Here is a 15,455-nt window from a genome sequence, read left to right on the forward strand (position 1 = left end):
CCCGATTGCCGCGCGGCGCGGCAAGGGTTAGGAAAAGGCCGGCATTGGGGGAAACCATGAAGGCAAAGAGCACCGGCCTGGGCGGCGTCAGCCGCGTCCGCATCGAGGAACTCCGCGCCATGGAAGCGGAAGTCTTTCGCCGCGCCCGGCCTAAATCCGAAGTCGCGACGGCCGGCGGCATCGACGGCTATCTAGACGGCGTGCCGATGCACTGGATGAACGACTGGCCGACGCCCTTCCCGATCCTCGTCGAGCGCGCCCGCGGCGCCTCGATCACCGACATCGACGGTAACCGTCTCGACGATTTCTGCTTCGGCGACACCGGCTCGATGTTCGGCCACTCGCCGCCGCCGGTCTCCCGCGCCATAAGGCGCCAGGCCGGCCGCGGTCTGACCTACATGCTGCCGAGCGAAGACGCGCTCGCCGTCGGCCGGCTGCTGCCAAAAGTCTTCGGGCTGCCGAAATGGCAGATCGCCACCACCGCGACCGACGCCAATCGCTTTGCGCTGCGCGTCGCCCGCGCGGTCACCGGGCGACCAAAGATCCTCGTCTTCAACGGCTGTTATCATGGCGCGATCGACGAGACGATGGTCAGCCTGAAGGATGGCAGGGCGGTCAACCGAAAGGGTCTGGCCGGCGAGTTCCGCGACCTGACCCAGGGCACGAAAATCGTCGAATTCAACGACCTGCCGTCGCTCGAAGCAGCACTTGCCGACCGCGACGTCGCCTGCGTCATTACCGAGCCGGTCCTGACCAACTGCTGCATGGTGCAGCCTTTGCCCGGCTTTCACGACGGCCTGCGTGCACTGACCCGCAAGACCGGCACGCTGCTGCTTATCGACGAGACGCACACGATCTCCACCGGCCTTGGCGGCTACACGCGCACGCACGACCTGCAGCCGGACCTCTTCGTGCTCGGCAAGCCGGTGGCCGGCGGCGTTCCGGCGAGTGTGTGGGGCATGAGCGCGGAACTGGCGAAGCGCTTTGCCGCCTTCGAGAAGGTGCGAGAACCCGGCTTCTCCGGCATGGGCACGACGTTGTCGGCCAACCCGCTGCAGTTCGCCGCCATGCGCGCGACCCTGGAAGAGGTGATGACGGCAGGCAACTACGCACATATGGAGCGACAGGCCGCGCGCCTTGAAAGGGGTCTTGCTGCCGCTGTGAAGGCAAACGGCCTGCCCTGGCATGTCGCAAGAGTCGGCGCACGCGTCGAGTTCATCTGCGCGCCCGGTCCGCTGCGGAACGGAACCGGGGCGGATGCCGCGCATGCTCCGGCGCTCGAGGCGGCGATCCATGTCGCACTGGTCAACCGCGGCGTGCTGATCGCGCCCTTCCACAACATGATGCTGGTTTCTCCGGCGACGGGCGCCCGCCAGATCGACCGGCTGGTCACCGCCTTCGGCGATATTGCGGCAAAGCTCGCCGCGTGAGAGAAGGCCAGGACCAACAGAGTGACATCATGAGTTCCCCATCCGGTTCGACGCTGCAGGAAGCGCAGGAATTTCTCGACGCCCATCCCGAGATCGAGGCATTCGACATCGTGCTTACCGACTCGAACGGCGTCGGCCGCGGCAAGATCATCCGCCGGCATGAGTTGAAGAGCCTTTACGAGGGCGGGCGGCATCTGCCGATCTCCGTGCTCGGTCTCGACATCACCGGCGAGGATGTCCACGAGACCGGCCTGATCTGGGATTCGGGCGATGGCGACCTGCGTGGCTGGCCAATCCCCGGAACGCTGAAGCCCCTGCACGGCACATCGCCGGCGCGCGGGCAGGTGCTGCTGTCAATGTACCAACTCGACGGCACGCCGATGAGCTCGGACCCGCGTCATGCGCTGGCGCGGCAGATCGAGAAATTCGCCGCGAGGGGCCTGCACCCGGCCGGCGCCTTCGAGTTGGAATTCTTCCTGCTCGCCAACGAGCTTGACGCCGACGGCCGCGTGCAGCCGGCGGGCGCGGTGATTGACGGCCGCAAGAGCAGCAAGACCGAGGTCTATTCGGTCGACCACCTGCACGGCATGGAGCCGCTCTTCTCCGACATCTATGCGGCCGCCAGGCTGCAGGGCATACCGGCCGAGACGGTGATCTCGGAATATGCGCCTGGCCAGTACGAGCTGACGCTCAACTACCGCAAGAACATCATGCAGGCCGCTGACGACCTGGTGCTGCTGAAGCGCCTGGTGCGCGCGCAGGCGCGCAGGCACGGCGTCACCGCCTGCTTCATGGCCAAGCCGATCGAGAAATACGCCGGCTCGGGCATGCATCTCCACGTCTCGCTGCTCGACGACAAGGGCGCCAATGTCTTTGCCGAGAAAGATGGCGAGGAGTGGTCGCCGACGCTGCTTCACGCGCTCGGCGGCCTGACGGCGACGATGGCCGAATCCATGCTGGTCTTTGCCCCGCATGCCAATTCCTGGCGCCGCTTCGTGGCGCAGTCCTACGCGCCAATCGCGCCGACCTGGGGCGTCAACAACCGCTCGGTGGCGCTGCGCGTGCCGGCCGGCGACGTCAAGAACCGCCGCATCGAGCACCGGCCCTCCGGCGTCGACGCCAACCCTTATCTGGTCGCGGCCACCGTTCTAGCCGGCATCGCCAAGGGCCAGGCCGAAAAGCTAGATCCGGGTCCGGTGACGACGGGCAACGGCTATGAGGCCGAACCCTCGGCCGCAAATTCGATGCCGCCGGACTGGCGCTCGGCGATCGAGGCCGCCAAGGCCTCGGCCTTCCTCAAGCAGGCGCTGGGCGAGGACATGCACCGCACCTTCACCGCCATCAAGCACGCCGAATACCTGCGCGTGGCGCGCACGATCAGCGAACTCGACTACCACCTCTACCTGCACGAGGTGTGAATTCGTCGCACTGTGTCAAATGTTATGGCATCGGCCGGCTTTAGAACATATCATGAACGAATGGCCCCACTCCCGATCCGCGAAAAGCTCGCAATCCTGTCCGACGCCGCCAAGTATGACGCCTCCTGCGCCTCCTCGGGCGCGGCAAAGCGCAACTCGCTGAAATCGGGCGGCATCGGCTCCACCGAGGGCACCGGCATCTGCCATTCCTATGCGCCGGATGGCCGATGCATTTCGCTGCTGAAGATCCTGCTGACCAATTTCTGCATCTATGATTGCAGCTACTGCATCAACCGCTCCTCCTCGAATGTGCGGCGCGCCCGCTTCAGCGTCGAGGAAGTGGTGAAGCTGACGATGGATTTCTACCGCCGCAACTACATCGAGGGCCTGTTCCTGTCGTCCGGGGTGGTGCGCTCGCCAGACGAGACAATGGGCGAGATGGTGGAGATTGCGCGCCGCCTGCGCGAGGTCGAAAAGTTCGGCGGCTATATCCACCTGAAGACGATCCCCGAGGCCTCGCCCGAGCTGATCGAGGAAGCCGGCAGGCTCGCCGACCGCCTGTCGATAAATGTCGAGCTGCCGACCGACGAGGGCGTCAAACGGCTGGCGCCGGAGAAGAAGCCGGAGACCATCCGTCTGTCGATGGCCAACCTGCGCGCCAAGATCGAGGAAAAGCGCGAACCCACCATGCGCACGAAGAAGCGCGAGCGCTTTGCGCCGGGCGGCCAGTCGACGCAGATGATCGTCGGCGCGGATGCCACCGCCGACGCCGGCATTCTGGCCACCAGCGCCAGGCTCTATGGCAGCTACCGGCTGCGCCGCGTCTACTATTCCGCCTTCAGCCCGATCCCGGACTCCTCGTCGGCCCTGCCGCTCAAGAAGCCGCCGCTGATGCGCGAGCACCGGCTCTACCAGGCCGACTGGCTGATGCGCTTCTACGGCTTTTCGCAGCCCGAAATCCTCGCGGGATCGCCAGACGGCATGCTCGACCTCGAGATCGACCCGAAGCTCGCCTGGGCGCTGCGCAACCGCGGCCAGTTTCCGGTCGACGTCAACCGCGCCCCCCGCGAGCAACTGCTGCGCGTGCCGGGCCTGGGCACCAAGACGATCGCCCGCATCATCGAGACGCGCCGCCACCGCCGGCTGCGGCTGGAGGATGTCGGTGTTCTCTGCGGCTCCATCGGCAAGGTGAGGCCCTTTATCGAGGCCGAGGGCTGGTCGCCGGGCGGCCTGACCGACGAGACGCATCTGCGCCGGCGCCTCGTCGCGCAGCCGACGCAGCTGTCGCTGTTCTGACCATGCAGGAGGCGCTCTCCCTCGCCCGTTTCCGCGTGGCACTCGACGGGCCGGCCGATTTCGACGGCTGGCGGCGCGCCGCGCGCCGGCTGGCGGCGGAGCGCGTACCGGGCGGCGAGGTCGAATGGAGCGTCGGCGGGACGGCGGACGCACCGTCGCCCCTGCTGGACAATGCCCACCCGTCGGCGGCGCTGTCGGTGCCGCGCGAGTTCGTCACGCGGGCCGAAACGGTAATCTGTCACAGCGATCCCGAGCGCTTCGCCTATCTCTATCGCATGCTGCTGAGGATCGTCGCCGAACCCAACCTGATGAAGATCGCCTCCGACTCGGATGTCAGGCGCTTCGAGGCGATGGAAAAGTCGGTGCGCCGCGACACCCACAAGATGCGCGCCTTCGTTCGCTTCCGGCGGATCGGCGCGGAAGGGACGGAGCGCTACGTCGCTTGGTTCGAGCCGGATCATTTCATCGTCGAGCGCAACGCGCCCTTCTTCGTGCGCCGCTTTACCGGCATGCGCTGGACCATCCTGACACCCTACGCCTCGGCCGATTGGGACGGCCAGCGCCTGGCCATCGGACCGGGAGCTTCAAAGACCGACGCGCCGCCCGATGACAGCGCCGAGGACCTGTGGCGCACCTATTTCCGCTCGATCTTCAACCCGGCGCGACTCAAGGTGAAGGCGATGCAGGCCGAGATGCCGAAGAAATACTGGCGCAACCTTCCCGAGGCTTCGCTCATTTCCGGCATGATCGCCGGCGCCGAGGACGCCGCACGGGAGATGATCGAGAAGATGCCGACAACACCCGCACCGCATCACGCCAAGCTCCAGGCAAGGCACTGGCCGGCACCCGGGCCGGACGACGGCAAGGGCGACGGCGCCGAGGCGACCACGCTCGAAGAATTGCGCGAGGCCGCGAAAGGCTGCCGGCGCTGCCCGCTCTGGCGCGAAGCGACGCAGACCGTGTTCGGAGAAGGCCCCGGTGCGGCGCGCGTCGTCTTCGTCGGCGAGCAGCCGGGCGACCAGGAGGACATTGCCGGAAGGCCCTTCGTCGGTCCGGCCGGAAAACTGTTCGACGCGGTGCTCGACGAGGCCGAACTCGACCGCCGTCAGACCTATGTCACCAATGCGGTGAAGCACTTCAAGTTCGAGCCGCGCGGCAAGCGGCGCATCCACTCCAAGCCGAATGCCGGCGAGATCAGCGCCTGCCGCTGGTGGCTGGACAAGGAACTGGCGCTGATCCGCCCCGAGCTGGTGGTGGCGCTCGGCGCCACGGCCGCACAGTCGCTGCTCGGCAAGGCGGTACCGATCACCAGGATGCGCGGCGAGGTGATCGAGCGCGACGACGGTCTGAGGATTTTTCTCACCGTCCACCCCTCGTTCCTGCTGCGCATTCCCGATCCGCGCGACAAGGCGGCGGAACATAAGCGCTTCCTGGCCGACATCCGCGCGGTCGAGCAACTCATGGCGGCCTGACGCTCCTAGGCGTCACGTCATCGCGGCAATCAGCCGGTCATGGGCGGCCTGCACGGCCTTCTTGTCATGCGCCTCGGCGATGTCGACCTTGCGGCCGGACGGCAGGGTCAGCGTGCTCTTGAAGTAGGCATCGCCGTCGGAATCTTTCTCCTCGGAGAACACCGGTGGGGCGAGCTTGCGCAGGGAGAAGCGCTCCTCGCGCAGGCGCCAGGCCCAGCGTTCGCGCACCACGACTTCGTTGAGGACGATCGTGACCTGCACCCGCGGCATCGCGAAGAAGAAGCGGCAACCGCCGACGCTGAACAGCCAGAACAGCGCCATGATGCCGAGCTCGACGGGAGGGCTGAACTGGTTGAAGCCGCCTTCCCGGATGAAGAGCCATGTGAACAGGACCAGCATGCCGGTCCAGATGGCCATGAAGACCCATCCGACCACCGCCATGTTGTTGCGCCATTCCAGCCTGGCAGGATGCGCGCTTGCAGTTCTGGCCATAGACATAGCCGGATTATGCCCCAGGGGCGTTAATTCCGGCCTTCAGAACCCGTTCTCATCGTATCAGAATTGCTCGCAGATCGTTTACATTCGTGCCCGTCGGGCCGGGCACGAACAAGTCGCCGATGGCGTTGAAAGCAGTCCAGGCATTGTTGCCGGCCAGCATCGCCTTGGCGTCGACGCCCGCCGCGCGCATGCGCGCCACCGTCGTGCCGTCGGCAAAGGCGCCGGCATTGTCTTCCGAACCGTCTATGCCGTCCGTGTCGGCGGCAAGCGCCGATATGCCGTCGAGACCGGCGATGCCGATAGCGAAGGCGAGCAGGAACTCGCTGTTGCGGCCGCCCTTGCCCCTGGCCCTTAGCGTCACCGTCGTCTCGCCGCCCGACAGCAGCATCACCGGCTTGCGGAAGGGCCGGTCGCGCCCGACGATCTCGCGCACGATGGCGGCGTGCACGCCGCCGACCTCGCGCGCCTCGCCCTCGATGGAATCCGACAGGATGACCGCCTCGATGCCCCGGCGCTGCGCTTCTGCTGCCGCGGCCTCGAGCGAAACGCTGGCCGACGCGATCACCTGGACGACGTTCTGTGCTAGGCGCGGGTCATTGACGGCAGGCGCATCGGCTGCCGGCGAATTCAAATGCGCCATCACGGCATCCGGCAGCTTCATGCCGTAGGCCGCGACGAAGCCGAGCGCATCGGCGCGGCTGCCGATGTCGGGAATGGTCGGTCCGGAGGCGACAAGCGCCGGATTGTCACCTGGTATGTCCGACACGACGAGCGACACGACGCGAGCCGGATGGGCCGAGGCGGCGAGGCGTCCGCCCTTGATGCGCGAGACATGCTTGCGGATGGTGTTCATCGCCGCGATCGGCGCGCCGGAGGCGAGAAGCGCCTCGTTGACGGCGATCTCGTCGGCGAGCGTCAGCCCCTCGGCCGGTGCCGGCAGAAGCGCCGAGCCGCCGCCCGAGATCAGGGCGACAACGAGATCGTCCTCGGTCAGCCCCTCGACTGTTTCGAGCAGGCGGCGCGAGGCCTCGAGCCCTGCGGCATCGGGCACCGGGTGCGCCGCCTCGATGATCTCGATGCGCTCGCAGGGTGCGGCATAGCCGTAGCGCGTCACCACCAACCCCTCGAGCGGCCCATCCCAGGCATTTTCGAAGGCCGCCGCCATCTGCGCCGATCCCTTGCCCGCGCCGATCACGATGGTGCGACCCTTCGGCTTGGCCGGCAGGTGATCGCGGATGGTGCGCTCCGGATCGGCCGCCGCGACGGCGGCGTCGAAGACGGCGGTAAGGAATGTCTTCGCTTCGATTGTCACTGCGACAGGCCTGTACGGGTGCTCATTCGTCGTCCGCCTCCGGCGGCAGGGCGAGTTCCTGCCGCGCAATGCCAAAGTGGTCGCAGAGCGTGTCGACGATGACGCCGTGGTCCTGGCGCTCTGGCAGGCCCGATACGGCAATCACGCCGATGATGCCCGCGCCCTTCACCGCAACCGGGAAGCCGCCGCCGGCAAGTACGTAGTCCTTGATGTCGATGCCCTCGCCGGGCTTGAAGCTGCGGTCCGGCCGCTGCTGTTCCAGCACCATGCGATAGGTGCTCTTGAGAAAGCGCTTCACGACATTGATCTTGCGCCGCGCCCAGTCGGGGTTGGAGGCGGTCGAGCCGGGCAGCGCAGCGTAGAAGAGCGGCCGGTCGAAGGTGCGAATGTCGATGACGATGCCAAGATCTTCGCTGAGCGCCCGATCGCGGATGGTCGAACCGATCGTGAAAGCCGTCGCCTCGTCGAAACGCTGGAAGACGAGGCGCTTCTCCTGCTCGGCGATTTTCGTGAGATCGTCTTCCGTGGACACGCTGCCTCCTCGATAACGCTGCCCGGCCGCGGCGCGGCCAGTCCGGTCAAGGGCATAAAGCAGGTGATCGGCGCGTCAAGTCCTGCTTCAGTTGATCGACGAGCCGAGCGTGCTCTTAGCAGGCCGGCCCGCGACATAGACCTCGGCCACGGCGCGGTCGTCGCCCAGCGTCTGAAGCAGGAATAGCTCCTCGGCGAGCGTGCCGACCGTCTCCATCCGGAGCCGCATGCCGGGCGTGGCAGCGGAATCGAGCACTACGATGTCGGCGTCCGTGCCCGGCTCCAGCGTGCCTGCCCGGTCCGCGATCGACAGCGCCTCGGCATTGCCGCGCGTCAGCTGCCAGAAAGACGCCAGCGGGTTGAGCTTTTCGCCGTTGAGCGCGATCACCTTATAGCCCTCGTCCATGGTGCGCAGCATGGAATAGTTGGTGCCGCCGCCGACATCGGTCGCCGCGGCGATGCGCAGCGGCTTTTGCCTGGTGCGGTAGCGCTGGTAGTCGAACAGGCCCGAGCCGAGGAAGAGGTTCGAGGTCGGGCAGAACACGGCGACCGAACCCGCATCGGAGATGGCATCTGCCTCGCGTTCCGACAGGTGGATGCAGTGGCCGAACAGGCTGCGCTGCCCGAGCAGCCCGTAGTGCTCGTAGACGTCGGTATAGTCGCGCGACCAAGGGTAAAGTTCCTGCGTGAAGGCGATCTCGGCGTGGTTTTCCGACAGGTGCGTCTGTACGTGCAGGTCGGGATGCTCGCGCGCCAGCGCGCCGGCCATCTCCATCTGTTCGGGCGACGAGGTGATGGCGAAGCGCGGCGTGATGGCGTAGAGCCCGCGCCCGCGTCCATGCCATTCCGCGATCAGCGCCTTCGAGTCGTCATAACCCGATTGCGGCGTGTCGAGCACGGCCACGGGCGCGTTGCGGTCCATCATCACCTTGCCGGCGATGACCAGCATGTCGCGCTCCAGCGCCTCGGCGAAGAAGGCCTCCGCAGAGGCCTTGTGCACCGAGCAATAGGCCGCGACCGTCGTCGTGCCCTGGCGCAGCATCTCGTCGAGAAAGAGCCGCGCGATACGTCGCCCGTGCTGCGGATTGGTGAATTTCGACTCTTCCGGAAAGGTGTACTTGTTCAGCCAGTCGAGCAGTTCGGCGCCGTAGGAGGCGATCACCTGCATCTGCGGGAAATGCGCATGCGCGTCGATGAAGCCCGGCAGCAGGAGATGCGGCCGGTGGTCGACCGTCGCAACGCCCTCGCCGGCCCGGGCGGCAACCTCGCCATAGGCGCCCACCGCGACGATCTTCCCGTCGCGCAGCAGGAGCCCACCGTCCTCCTCATAGGCATAGGCACCGTGGTCCTCGGCATTGTCCGGCCAGCGCAGGAAGGACAGCGTGCGGCCGCGCAGGATCAGGTCGGTCATGCTGTCACCGCGCCTCTTCGAACCAGGCGACAAGCAGCGCGCGTTCCTTCGGCGAGATCTGCGTCACGTTGCCGGGCGGCATGGCATGGCTGCGGCCGGCCTGCAGGTAGATCTCGCGCGCGTGATTGGCGATTTCGGCATCGCTCTCCAGCACCACGTTCTTCGGTGCCTGGTAGATGCCGTCATAGGACGGCTCCATCGCGTGGCACATTGCGCAGCGCCCGAGCACAGTGTCACGCACCGACGGGAAATGCGCCGAGGCGACGAAGGGCTCCGCGGAGGCGGCAAGCTTGGTCTCGCCGGTCAGGATCTTCGGCGCGGTGGACAGCCACATGATGACGATGAACAGGATGCCGGCGACCAGCCAGGTCCAGTGCGGCGTGCCGTCGCGCCGGTGCACCGTGTTGAAATAGTGCCGGATCAGGACGCCGATGATGAAGATCAGCGAGGCGATCACCCAGTTGAACTCCGTCGCGAAGGCGAGCGGATAGTGATTGGACAGCATCAGGAAGATGACGGGCAGCGTCAGGTAGTTGTTGTGCAGCGAGCGCGTCTTGGCGATGCGGCCGTATTTCGGGTCCGGCTTGCGGCCCGCGATGAGGTCGGCAACGACGACCTTCTGGTTGGGGATGATGATCAGGAAGACGTTGGCGGTCATGATCGTCGCAGTGAAGGCGCCGAGATGCAGGAAGGCGGCGCGGCCGGTGAACAGCTGCGTGTAGCCCCAGGCCATGAACACCAGCACGACGTAGAGTACCAGCATCAGCCAGGTGTCGTTCTTGCCGAGCGGCGACTTGCAGAGCTGGTCGTAAATCAGCCAGCCGATGCCGATCGATGCCATCGAGATCAGGATCGCGACGGGCGCCGACACATCGAGCACGTTGCGGTCGATGAGGAAGAGATCGGCACCGGCGTAATAGACGACAGCGAGCATGGCGAAGCCCGACAGCCAGGTGGCGTAGGATTCCCATTTGAACCAGGTCAGGTGCTCGGGCATCGACGCGGGCGCAACGAGGTATTTCTGCACATGGTAGAAGCCGCCGCCGTGCACCTGCCATTCCTCGCCATAGGCGCCTTCCGGCATGCCCGGGCGCTGAACGAGGCCGAGGTCAAGCGCGATGAAGTAGAAGGACGAGCCGATCCAGGCGATGGCGGTGACCACATGCAGCCAGCGCACGCCGAAACTCAGCCATTCCCAGAAAATCGCGAAATCGTTCATCGCAGCATCCCCTATGCAGCCCGACTTTACGGGCTGGAGTCCAAACGGAAAGAGGGGACATGCACGATGACTTTCAAAAAAAAATGGAAAATACTGTTCGGCGAAGCGGCAATGCGCAAGGAAGCCCGTCGGCATGGCCTATCTCGACAATATCGCGGTGTTTGTAAGGGTGGTCGAACTCGGCAGCCTGTCGTCGGCGGGCCGCGACATGCGCATATCCCCGGCGGTCGCCTCCAACCGCATCAAGGAACTGGAAAAGCACCTCGGTGTCAGGCTGTTCAACCGCACGACAAGGCAATTGATGCCGACCGAGCAGGGCACGGTGTTCTATGCCGGCGCCAAGAACATTCTCGACGCAGTGACCGAGGCGGAGGCCGCCGTCAGCGCATTGTCCGGCCAGCCGCGCGGTACCATCCGCGTCACCGCACCGCTCGGGCTCGGCCGCCGGCTGATCGCCTCGGGTATCCCCGATTTCCGCGACAAGTATCCCGACATCGAAGTGCGGCTTCGCCTGTCGGACCATGACGTCGACATGATGAAGGAAGGCATCGACGTTGCCTTCCGCCTTGGGCGGCTGGAGGATTCCAGCCTCCGCATGCGCGGCATCATGGATTGCGAGCGTGTGCTGGCCGCGGCCCCCGGCTACCTCGCCGCACGCGGCGAGCCGAAGATTCCGCAGGACCTGATCGGCGACAGTCACGATTGCCTGATGCTGCGCTATCCCGGCATGCGCGAGCATTTCTGGGTCTTCAACATGCCGACCGGCCAGCAGAAGTTCGAGGTGCGCGGGCCCTATGATTCCGACGATGGCGACGTGCTGACCGGCTGGGCGCTTGCCGGGCGCGGTATCATCAACAAGCCGCGCTTCGAGATCGAACCCTTTATCCGCGACCAGCGGCTGAAGGTCATCCTGGCCGACACGCCGCCAACGCCGGTGCAGCTTGCAGCGGTCTATCCGCACAAGAAGCTGCAGGACCCCAAGGTGCGCCTGCTTCTCGACTTCATGGCCGAGCGCTGCCAGCGCCTGATCAAGGACCTTTTGGCGGGACGTTGACTGAAGGAACCAATCGGCCGCCAGCGGGTTGGTGCAGGCCGCCCGGATAATTGCATTCGTGCGTACGTGCCGCGTTGCGCCGCGTGACGGGAGGACAGCGCCTCCAGGCCGCACCAATCAAGGAGCCATCCAATGGACACCATCCCACCAAGAACGATCTCAAGTCGAATGCCCGGATGCAGTCGATCGAAATCCTCAACGATCGGCTCGCCGATTCCATCGACCTGGCGTTGCTGACCAAGCAGGCGCACTGGAACGTCAAGGGGCCGAACTTCATCGCCATCCACGAGATGCTCGACACCTTCCGCAAGGAGATCGACGGTCACGTCGACACCATCGCGGAGCGCGCCGTGCAGCTGGGCGGCACCGCGCACGGCACCACGCAGGAAGTCGGCAAGTCGACCGGGCTGAAGCCCTATCCGACCGACATCCACAAGACCAAGGATCACCTCGCAGCCCTCATCGACCGCTACGCCACGGCCGCCAAGCTGGCGCGCAAGTCGATCGACGAGGCCGACGAGGCGGGCGATGCCGACACCGCCGACATCTTCACCGCCTATTCGCGTTCGCTGGACAAGCTGCTGTGGTTCCTCGAGGCGCACACCCAGGAACCGAACTAGGCAAGAGGCAGCCGCGCTTCAGGGCGCGGTCAGGGCGGTCAGGATTTCGGCGGCGGCAAGTGCGGCAATGACCGCCGGCCGCTTGTCGGCGACCCTGTCGCCGCCGATCGGCGAGACGAGACGGGCAAAGTCCGCCTCGTTGCCGCCAGCCTCGCGAAAATACCAGTTCCTGAACGTTGCCTTCTTGGTCTTCGACCCGATCATGCCGACATAGGCCGCGTCCGCGCGTCCGAGGGCCGCGGCGACGATCAGGAAATCGAGCGCGTGGTCGTGCGTCAGCACCACGAAGGCCGAACTCGCGGGCGCGTTACGCACCATCTCTTCCGGGACAGCCGTGAGCCGGGTCTCAACCCCGTCGGGCATGTCCTCGAGCGCATCCGCGCGCGTCTCCACCACGACCGTGTTGAGCGGCAGCAGATCGAGCGCCGAGGCCAGTGCTCGGCCGACATGGCCGCCGCCGAACAGATAGACATGCGGCCGGCTGGCATCGCCGGCACCGGCCGCAGCGACCAGTTCGACCCTGGCACTTTCGTCGGCCATTCTGATCGACACCTCGACTCGCCCGCCGCAGCACTGTCCGATTTCCGGCCCGAGCGGCACGTCGAGCGACAGTGTCTCCGCCGCTGGTCGGTCGCCCGAAGACGCTAGCATCTCGCGGGCCTTGTCGATCGCCATGAATTCGAGCTGGCCGCCGCCGATCGTGCCGAAAATGCGGTCCGGCGACACAAGCATCCAAGCGCCCGCGTCTCGCGGCGCGGAGCCCCTGACCGACGCGACCTCGACGAGCGCCGCGACAGGCGACACGTCGAGGAAAGCGCGCAGTCTGTCGGCGACCCGGCTCATTTTCCGGCGGCTTCGCGCCTCAGCCGCTCGACCGCCATCAGCACGCGCTCCGGCGTCGCCGGCGCGTCGAGGCGCGGGCAGATCCGGTGGTCGGCGACGCTTGCAACGGCGTCCGACAGAGCATGCAGCACCGACATTCCAAGCATCAGCGGCGGCTCGCCGACAGCCTTCGACCGGTGGACGGTGTTTTCGTGGTTCTCGCTCCAGTCCGCCAGCGTGACGTTGAAGATCTTTGGCCGGTCGGAGGCGAGCGGGATCTTGTAGGTCGATGGCGCGAAGGTGCGCAGCCGTCCCTTGTCGTCCCACCACAGCTCCTCGGTCGTCAGCCAGCCCATGCCCTGGATGAAGCCGCCCTCGACCTGGCCGAGATCGATCGCCCGGTTCAGCGAGCGGCCGGTCTCGTGCAGGATGTCGGTGCGCTCGACGACATATTCGCCGGTCAGCGTGTCGATCGAGACTTCAGAGCAGGAGGCGCCATAGGCGAAGTAGTAGAAGGGATGGCCCTCGCCCTTGTCGCGGTTCCAGTGGATTTTCGGCGTTTTGTAGAAGCCGGCGGCCGACAGCTGGATGCGCGCCATATAGGCTTGGCCGACCAGCTCGGCAAAGCCGATCTCCTGGTTGCCGACGCGCACCCGGTTGGGCAGGAACTCGATTTGGTCGAGCGGGACCTGGTACTTGTCGGACGCGAAGTCTGTAAGCCGGTCGCGTATGGTGCGCGCCGCGGCCTTGGCCGCCATGCCGTTAAGGTCGGCGCCGGAAGAAGCGGCTGTCGCCGACGTGTTCGGCACCTTGCCGGTGGTCGTCGCGGTGATCTTCACCTGGTCGATGTCGATCTGGAACTCTTCGGCCACGACCTGCGCCACCTTGACGTAGAGCCCCTGCCCCATCTCGGTGCCGCCATGGTTCAGGTGCACCGAGCCGTCGGTGTAGACATGCACCAGCGCGCCGGCCTGGTTGTAGTGCGTTGCGGTGAACGAGATGCCGAACTTCACCGGCGTCAGCGCCAGGCCGCGCTTGATGATGCGGCTGTTGGCGTTGAAGGCGTCGATCTCGCGCCGGCGGCGCGCGTAGTCCGCGCTCTCCTCAAGCTCGGAGACGACGCGCTGGATGACATTGTCCTCCACAGGCTGGTGGTAGGGCGTCACGTTGCGCTCGGTATCGCCGTAGAAATTGCGCTTGCGGATCTCGAGCGGATCCTTGCCGGTGGCAAACGCAACCTCGTCGATGACGCGCTCGGCGCCGATCATGCCCTGCGGACCGCCGAAGCCGCGAAAGGCGGTGTTGGACACCGTGTTTGTGTAGAGCGGCGCCGAGACCGCCTTCACCGCCGGCCAGAAATAGGCGTTGTCGCAGTGAAACAGCGCCCGGTCGGTGACCGGTCCGGACAGGTCGGACGAGAAGCCGCAGCGCGCGGCGTAGAGATACTCGACGCCGAGAATGTTGCCGTCGTCGTCGAAGCCGACCTCATAGTCGATCATGAAATCGTGCCGCTTGCCGGTCGCGGTCATGTCGTCGTCGCGGTCGGGACGAATCTTTACGGCGCGGTTGAGCTTCTTGGCCGCGACGGCCGCGAGTGCCGCGAACTGGTTGCCCTGAGTCTCCTTGCCGCCGAAGCCGCCGCCCATGCGGCGGATCTCGACCGTCACCGCATGGCTCGGCACGCCCAGCACGTGGCTGACCATGTGCTGCACCTCGCTCGGATGCTGCGTCGAGGAGTAAACGGTGACGTCATGGTCTTCGCCGGGGATGGCGAAGGCGATCTGGCCCTCGAGGTAGAAATGGTCCTGACCGCCGAGCCGCATGCGGCCCTTCAGCCGGCGCGGCGCCTTGGCGATGGCCTTGGCTGCGTCGCCGCGCTTCAGCGTCAGCGGTGCCGTCACCTGCTTCGCCTTGGCGGGATCGAGACCGGCCACGTCGATGATCGCCGGCTTTTCCTTGTATTCCACCCTGGCGAGGCCGCAGGCGCGGCGAGCCTGCTCGCGCGTCTCGGCGATGACGCAGAAGAGCGGCTGGCCGAAGAACTGAACGGTGTCTGTCGTCAGCACCGGCTCGTCGTGGCGGCCGGTGGGCGAGATGTCGTTGACGCCTGGGATGTCGTGCCCGGTCAACACGTCGACGACGCCCGGCGCCGAACGCACCGCCGACAGGTCCATCTTCCTGATGGTGCCGTGAGCTACCGTCGACAGGCCGAGGCAGCCATGCAGCGTGCCGGCCGGCTCCGGCATGTCGTCGATATAGACCGCCTGCCCGGAGACATGCTTGTGCGCGGAATCGTGACGCTGGTCGGTGGCGACGCCGCCGCTGATTTTGCTGGCCTTGAGGTCGGGTGCCGCGTGCTTGTTCATGGCCAT

13 protein-coding genes are annotated in these 15,455 nt (G+C 66.0%); 6 read left to right on the forward strand and 7 right to left on the reverse strand.

What is annotated here, in order from left to right:
• Positions 1 to 56 precede the first annotated feature (56 nt).
• From ACT2BZ_RS02080 to ACT2BZ_RS02095, 4 genes are read left to right on the forward strand one after another with little or no spacing between them, the layout of a single operon-like run.
• Positions 57 to 1,430 carry an aspartate aminotransferase family protein gene (locus ACT2BZ_RS02080; RefSeq protein WP_457938925.1) on the forward strand — a complete coding sequence of 458 codons (1,374 nt, stop codon included), beginning with the start codon at positions 57 to 59 and terminating at the stop codon, positions 1,428 to 1,430.
• Between the two features lie 29 nt (positions 1,431 to 1,459).
• Positions 1,460 to 2,848 carry a glutamine synthetase family protein gene (locus ACT2BZ_RS02085; protein ID WP_457938926.1) on the forward strand — a complete coding sequence of 463 codons (1,389 nt, stop codon included), beginning with the start codon at positions 1,460 to 1,462 and terminating at the stop codon, positions 2,846 to 2,848.
• A 60-nt stretch (positions 2,849 to 2,908) separates the two neighbouring features.
• Entirely contained in the window at positions 2,909 to 4,144 is a 1,236-nt protein-coding gene (locus ACT2BZ_RS02090) for a putative DNA modification/repair radical SAM protein (protein WP_457938928.1), read from the forward strand.
• A gap of 2 nt (positions 4,145 to 4,146) precedes the next feature.
• Entirely contained in the window at positions 4,147 to 5,616 is a 1,470-nt protein-coding gene (locus tag ACT2BZ_RS02095; protein ID WP_457938930.1) for a UdgX family uracil-DNA binding protein, read from the forward strand.
• Between the two features lie 12 nt (positions 5,617 to 5,628).
• On the opposite strand, the gene ACT2BZ_RS02100 is transcribed toward ACT2BZ_RS02095, so the two are convergent.
• The 5 genes from ACT2BZ_RS02100 to ACT2BZ_RS02120 form a co-directional block, all read right to left on the reverse strand.
• Complete coding sequence (locus tag ACT2BZ_RS02100; RefSeq protein WP_457938932.1) at positions 5,629 to 6,108, reverse strand: hypothetical protein; 480 nt, start codon at positions 6,106 to 6,108, stop codon at positions 5,629 to 5,631.
• Between the two features lie 55 nt (positions 6,109 to 6,163).
• A complete protein-coding gene (locus tag ACT2BZ_RS02105; RefSeq protein ID WP_457938934.1) occupies positions 6,164 to 7,426 on the reverse strand; it encodes a glycerate kinase type-2 family protein in 1,263 nt (420 codons plus the stop codon).
• A 22-nt stretch (positions 7,427 to 7,448) separates the two neighbouring features.
• Positions 7,449 to 7,958: a heme-degrading domain-containing protein gene (locus ACT2BZ_RS02110; RefSeq protein WP_457938936.1), complete on the reverse strand. Its 510-nt coding sequence runs from the start codon at positions 7,956 to 7,958 to the stop codon at positions 7,449 to 7,451.
• 87 nt (positions 7,959 to 8,045) lie between these two features.
• Positions 8,046 to 9,368 (reverse strand): guanine deaminase, encoded by a 1,323-nt coding sequence (guaD, locus tag ACT2BZ_RS02115; protein WP_457938937.1) that lies wholly within the window; start codon positions 9,366 to 9,368, stop codon positions 8,046 to 8,048.
• Positions 9,369 to 9,372: 4 nt separating this feature from the next.
• Positions 9,373 to 10,587, reverse strand: a complete 1,215-nt coding sequence (locus tag ACT2BZ_RS02120) for a urate hydroxylase PuuD (protein ID WP_457938938.1) — start codon at positions 10,585 to 10,587, stop codon at positions 9,373 to 9,375.
• A gap of 133 nt (positions 10,588 to 10,720) precedes the next feature.
• On the opposite strand from ACT2BZ_RS02120, the gene ACT2BZ_RS02125 reads away from it, so the two are divergent.
• The gene (locus ACT2BZ_RS02125; RefSeq protein ID WP_457938939.1) at positions 10,721 to 11,641 is read left to right on the forward strand and encodes a LysR substrate-binding domain-containing protein; all 921 of its coding nucleotides are present in this window, start codon (positions 10,721 to 10,723) and stop codon (positions 11,639 to 11,641) included.
• A gap of 176 nt (positions 11,642 to 11,817) precedes the next feature.
• Entirely contained in the window at positions 11,818 to 12,261 is a 444-nt protein-coding gene (gene dps / locus ACT2BZ_RS02130) for a DNA starvation/stationary phase protection protein Dps (RefSeq protein ID WP_457938941.1), read from the forward strand.
• Positions 12,262 to 12,279: 18 nt separating this feature from the next.
• Here the strand turns inward: dps and xdhC are convergent, their stop codons facing one another.
• Positions 12,280 to 13,104: a xanthine dehydrogenase accessory protein XdhC gene (gene xdhC / locus ACT2BZ_RS02135; protein WP_457938943.1), complete on the reverse strand. Its 825-nt coding sequence runs from the start codon at positions 13,102 to 13,104 to the stop codon at positions 12,280 to 12,282.
• Positions 13,101 to 15,449: a xanthine dehydrogenase molybdopterin binding subunit gene (xdhB, locus tag ACT2BZ_RS02140; protein WP_457938944.1), complete on the reverse strand. Its 2,349-nt coding sequence runs from the start codon at positions 15,447 to 15,449 to the stop codon at positions 13,101 to 13,103. Before xdhB ends, xdhC begins: the two co-directional genes overlap by 4 nt.
• Between the last annotated feature and the right edge of the window lie 6 nt (positions 15,450 to 15,455).

Source organism: Mesorhizobium sp. 10J20-29 (assembly GCF_054130485.1).

Coding starts and splice junctions, on each gene's coding strand:
- guaD (WP_457938937.1), bottom strand. CDS start 9,368: ATGACCGACCTGATCCTGCGCGGCCGCACGCTGTCCTTCCTGCGCTGG.
- ACT2BZ_RS02095 (WP_457938930.1), top strand. CDS start 4,147: ATGCAGGAGGCGCTCTCCCTCGCCCGTTTCCGCGTGGCACTCGACGGG.
- ACT2BZ_RS02090 (WP_457938928.1), top strand. CDS start 2,909: ATGGCCCCACTCCCGATCCGCGAAAAGCTCGCAATCCTGTCCGACGCC.
- dps (WP_457938941.1), top strand. CDS start 11,818: ATGCAGTCGATCGAAATCCTCAACGATCGGCTCGCCGATTCCATCGAC.
- ACT2BZ_RS02100 (WP_457938932.1), bottom strand. CDS start 6,108: ATGGCCAGAACTGCAAGCGCGCATCCTGCCAGGCTGGAATGGCGCAAC.
- xdhC (WP_457938943.1), bottom strand. CDS start 13,104: ATGAGCCGGGTCGCCGACAGACTGCGCGCTTTCCTCGACGTGTCGCCT.
- ACT2BZ_RS02085 (WP_457938926.1), top strand. CDS start 1,460: ATGAGTTCCCCATCCGGTTCGACGCTGCAGGAAGCGCAGGAATTTCTC.
- ACT2BZ_RS02120 (WP_457938938.1), bottom strand. CDS start 10,587: ATGAACGATTTCGCGATTTTCTGGGAATGGCTGAGTTTCGGCGTGCGC.
- xdhB (WP_457938944.1), bottom strand. CDS start 15,449: ATGAACAAGCACGCGGCACCCGACCTCAAGGCCAGCAAAATCAGCGGC.
- ACT2BZ_RS02125 (WP_457938939.1), top strand. CDS start 10,721: ATGGCCTATCTCGACAATATCGCGGTGTTTGTAAGGGTGGTCGAACTC.
- ACT2BZ_RS02080 (WP_457938925.1), top strand. CDS start 57: ATGAAGGCAAAGAGCACCGGCCTGGGCGGCGTCAGCCGCGTCCGCATC.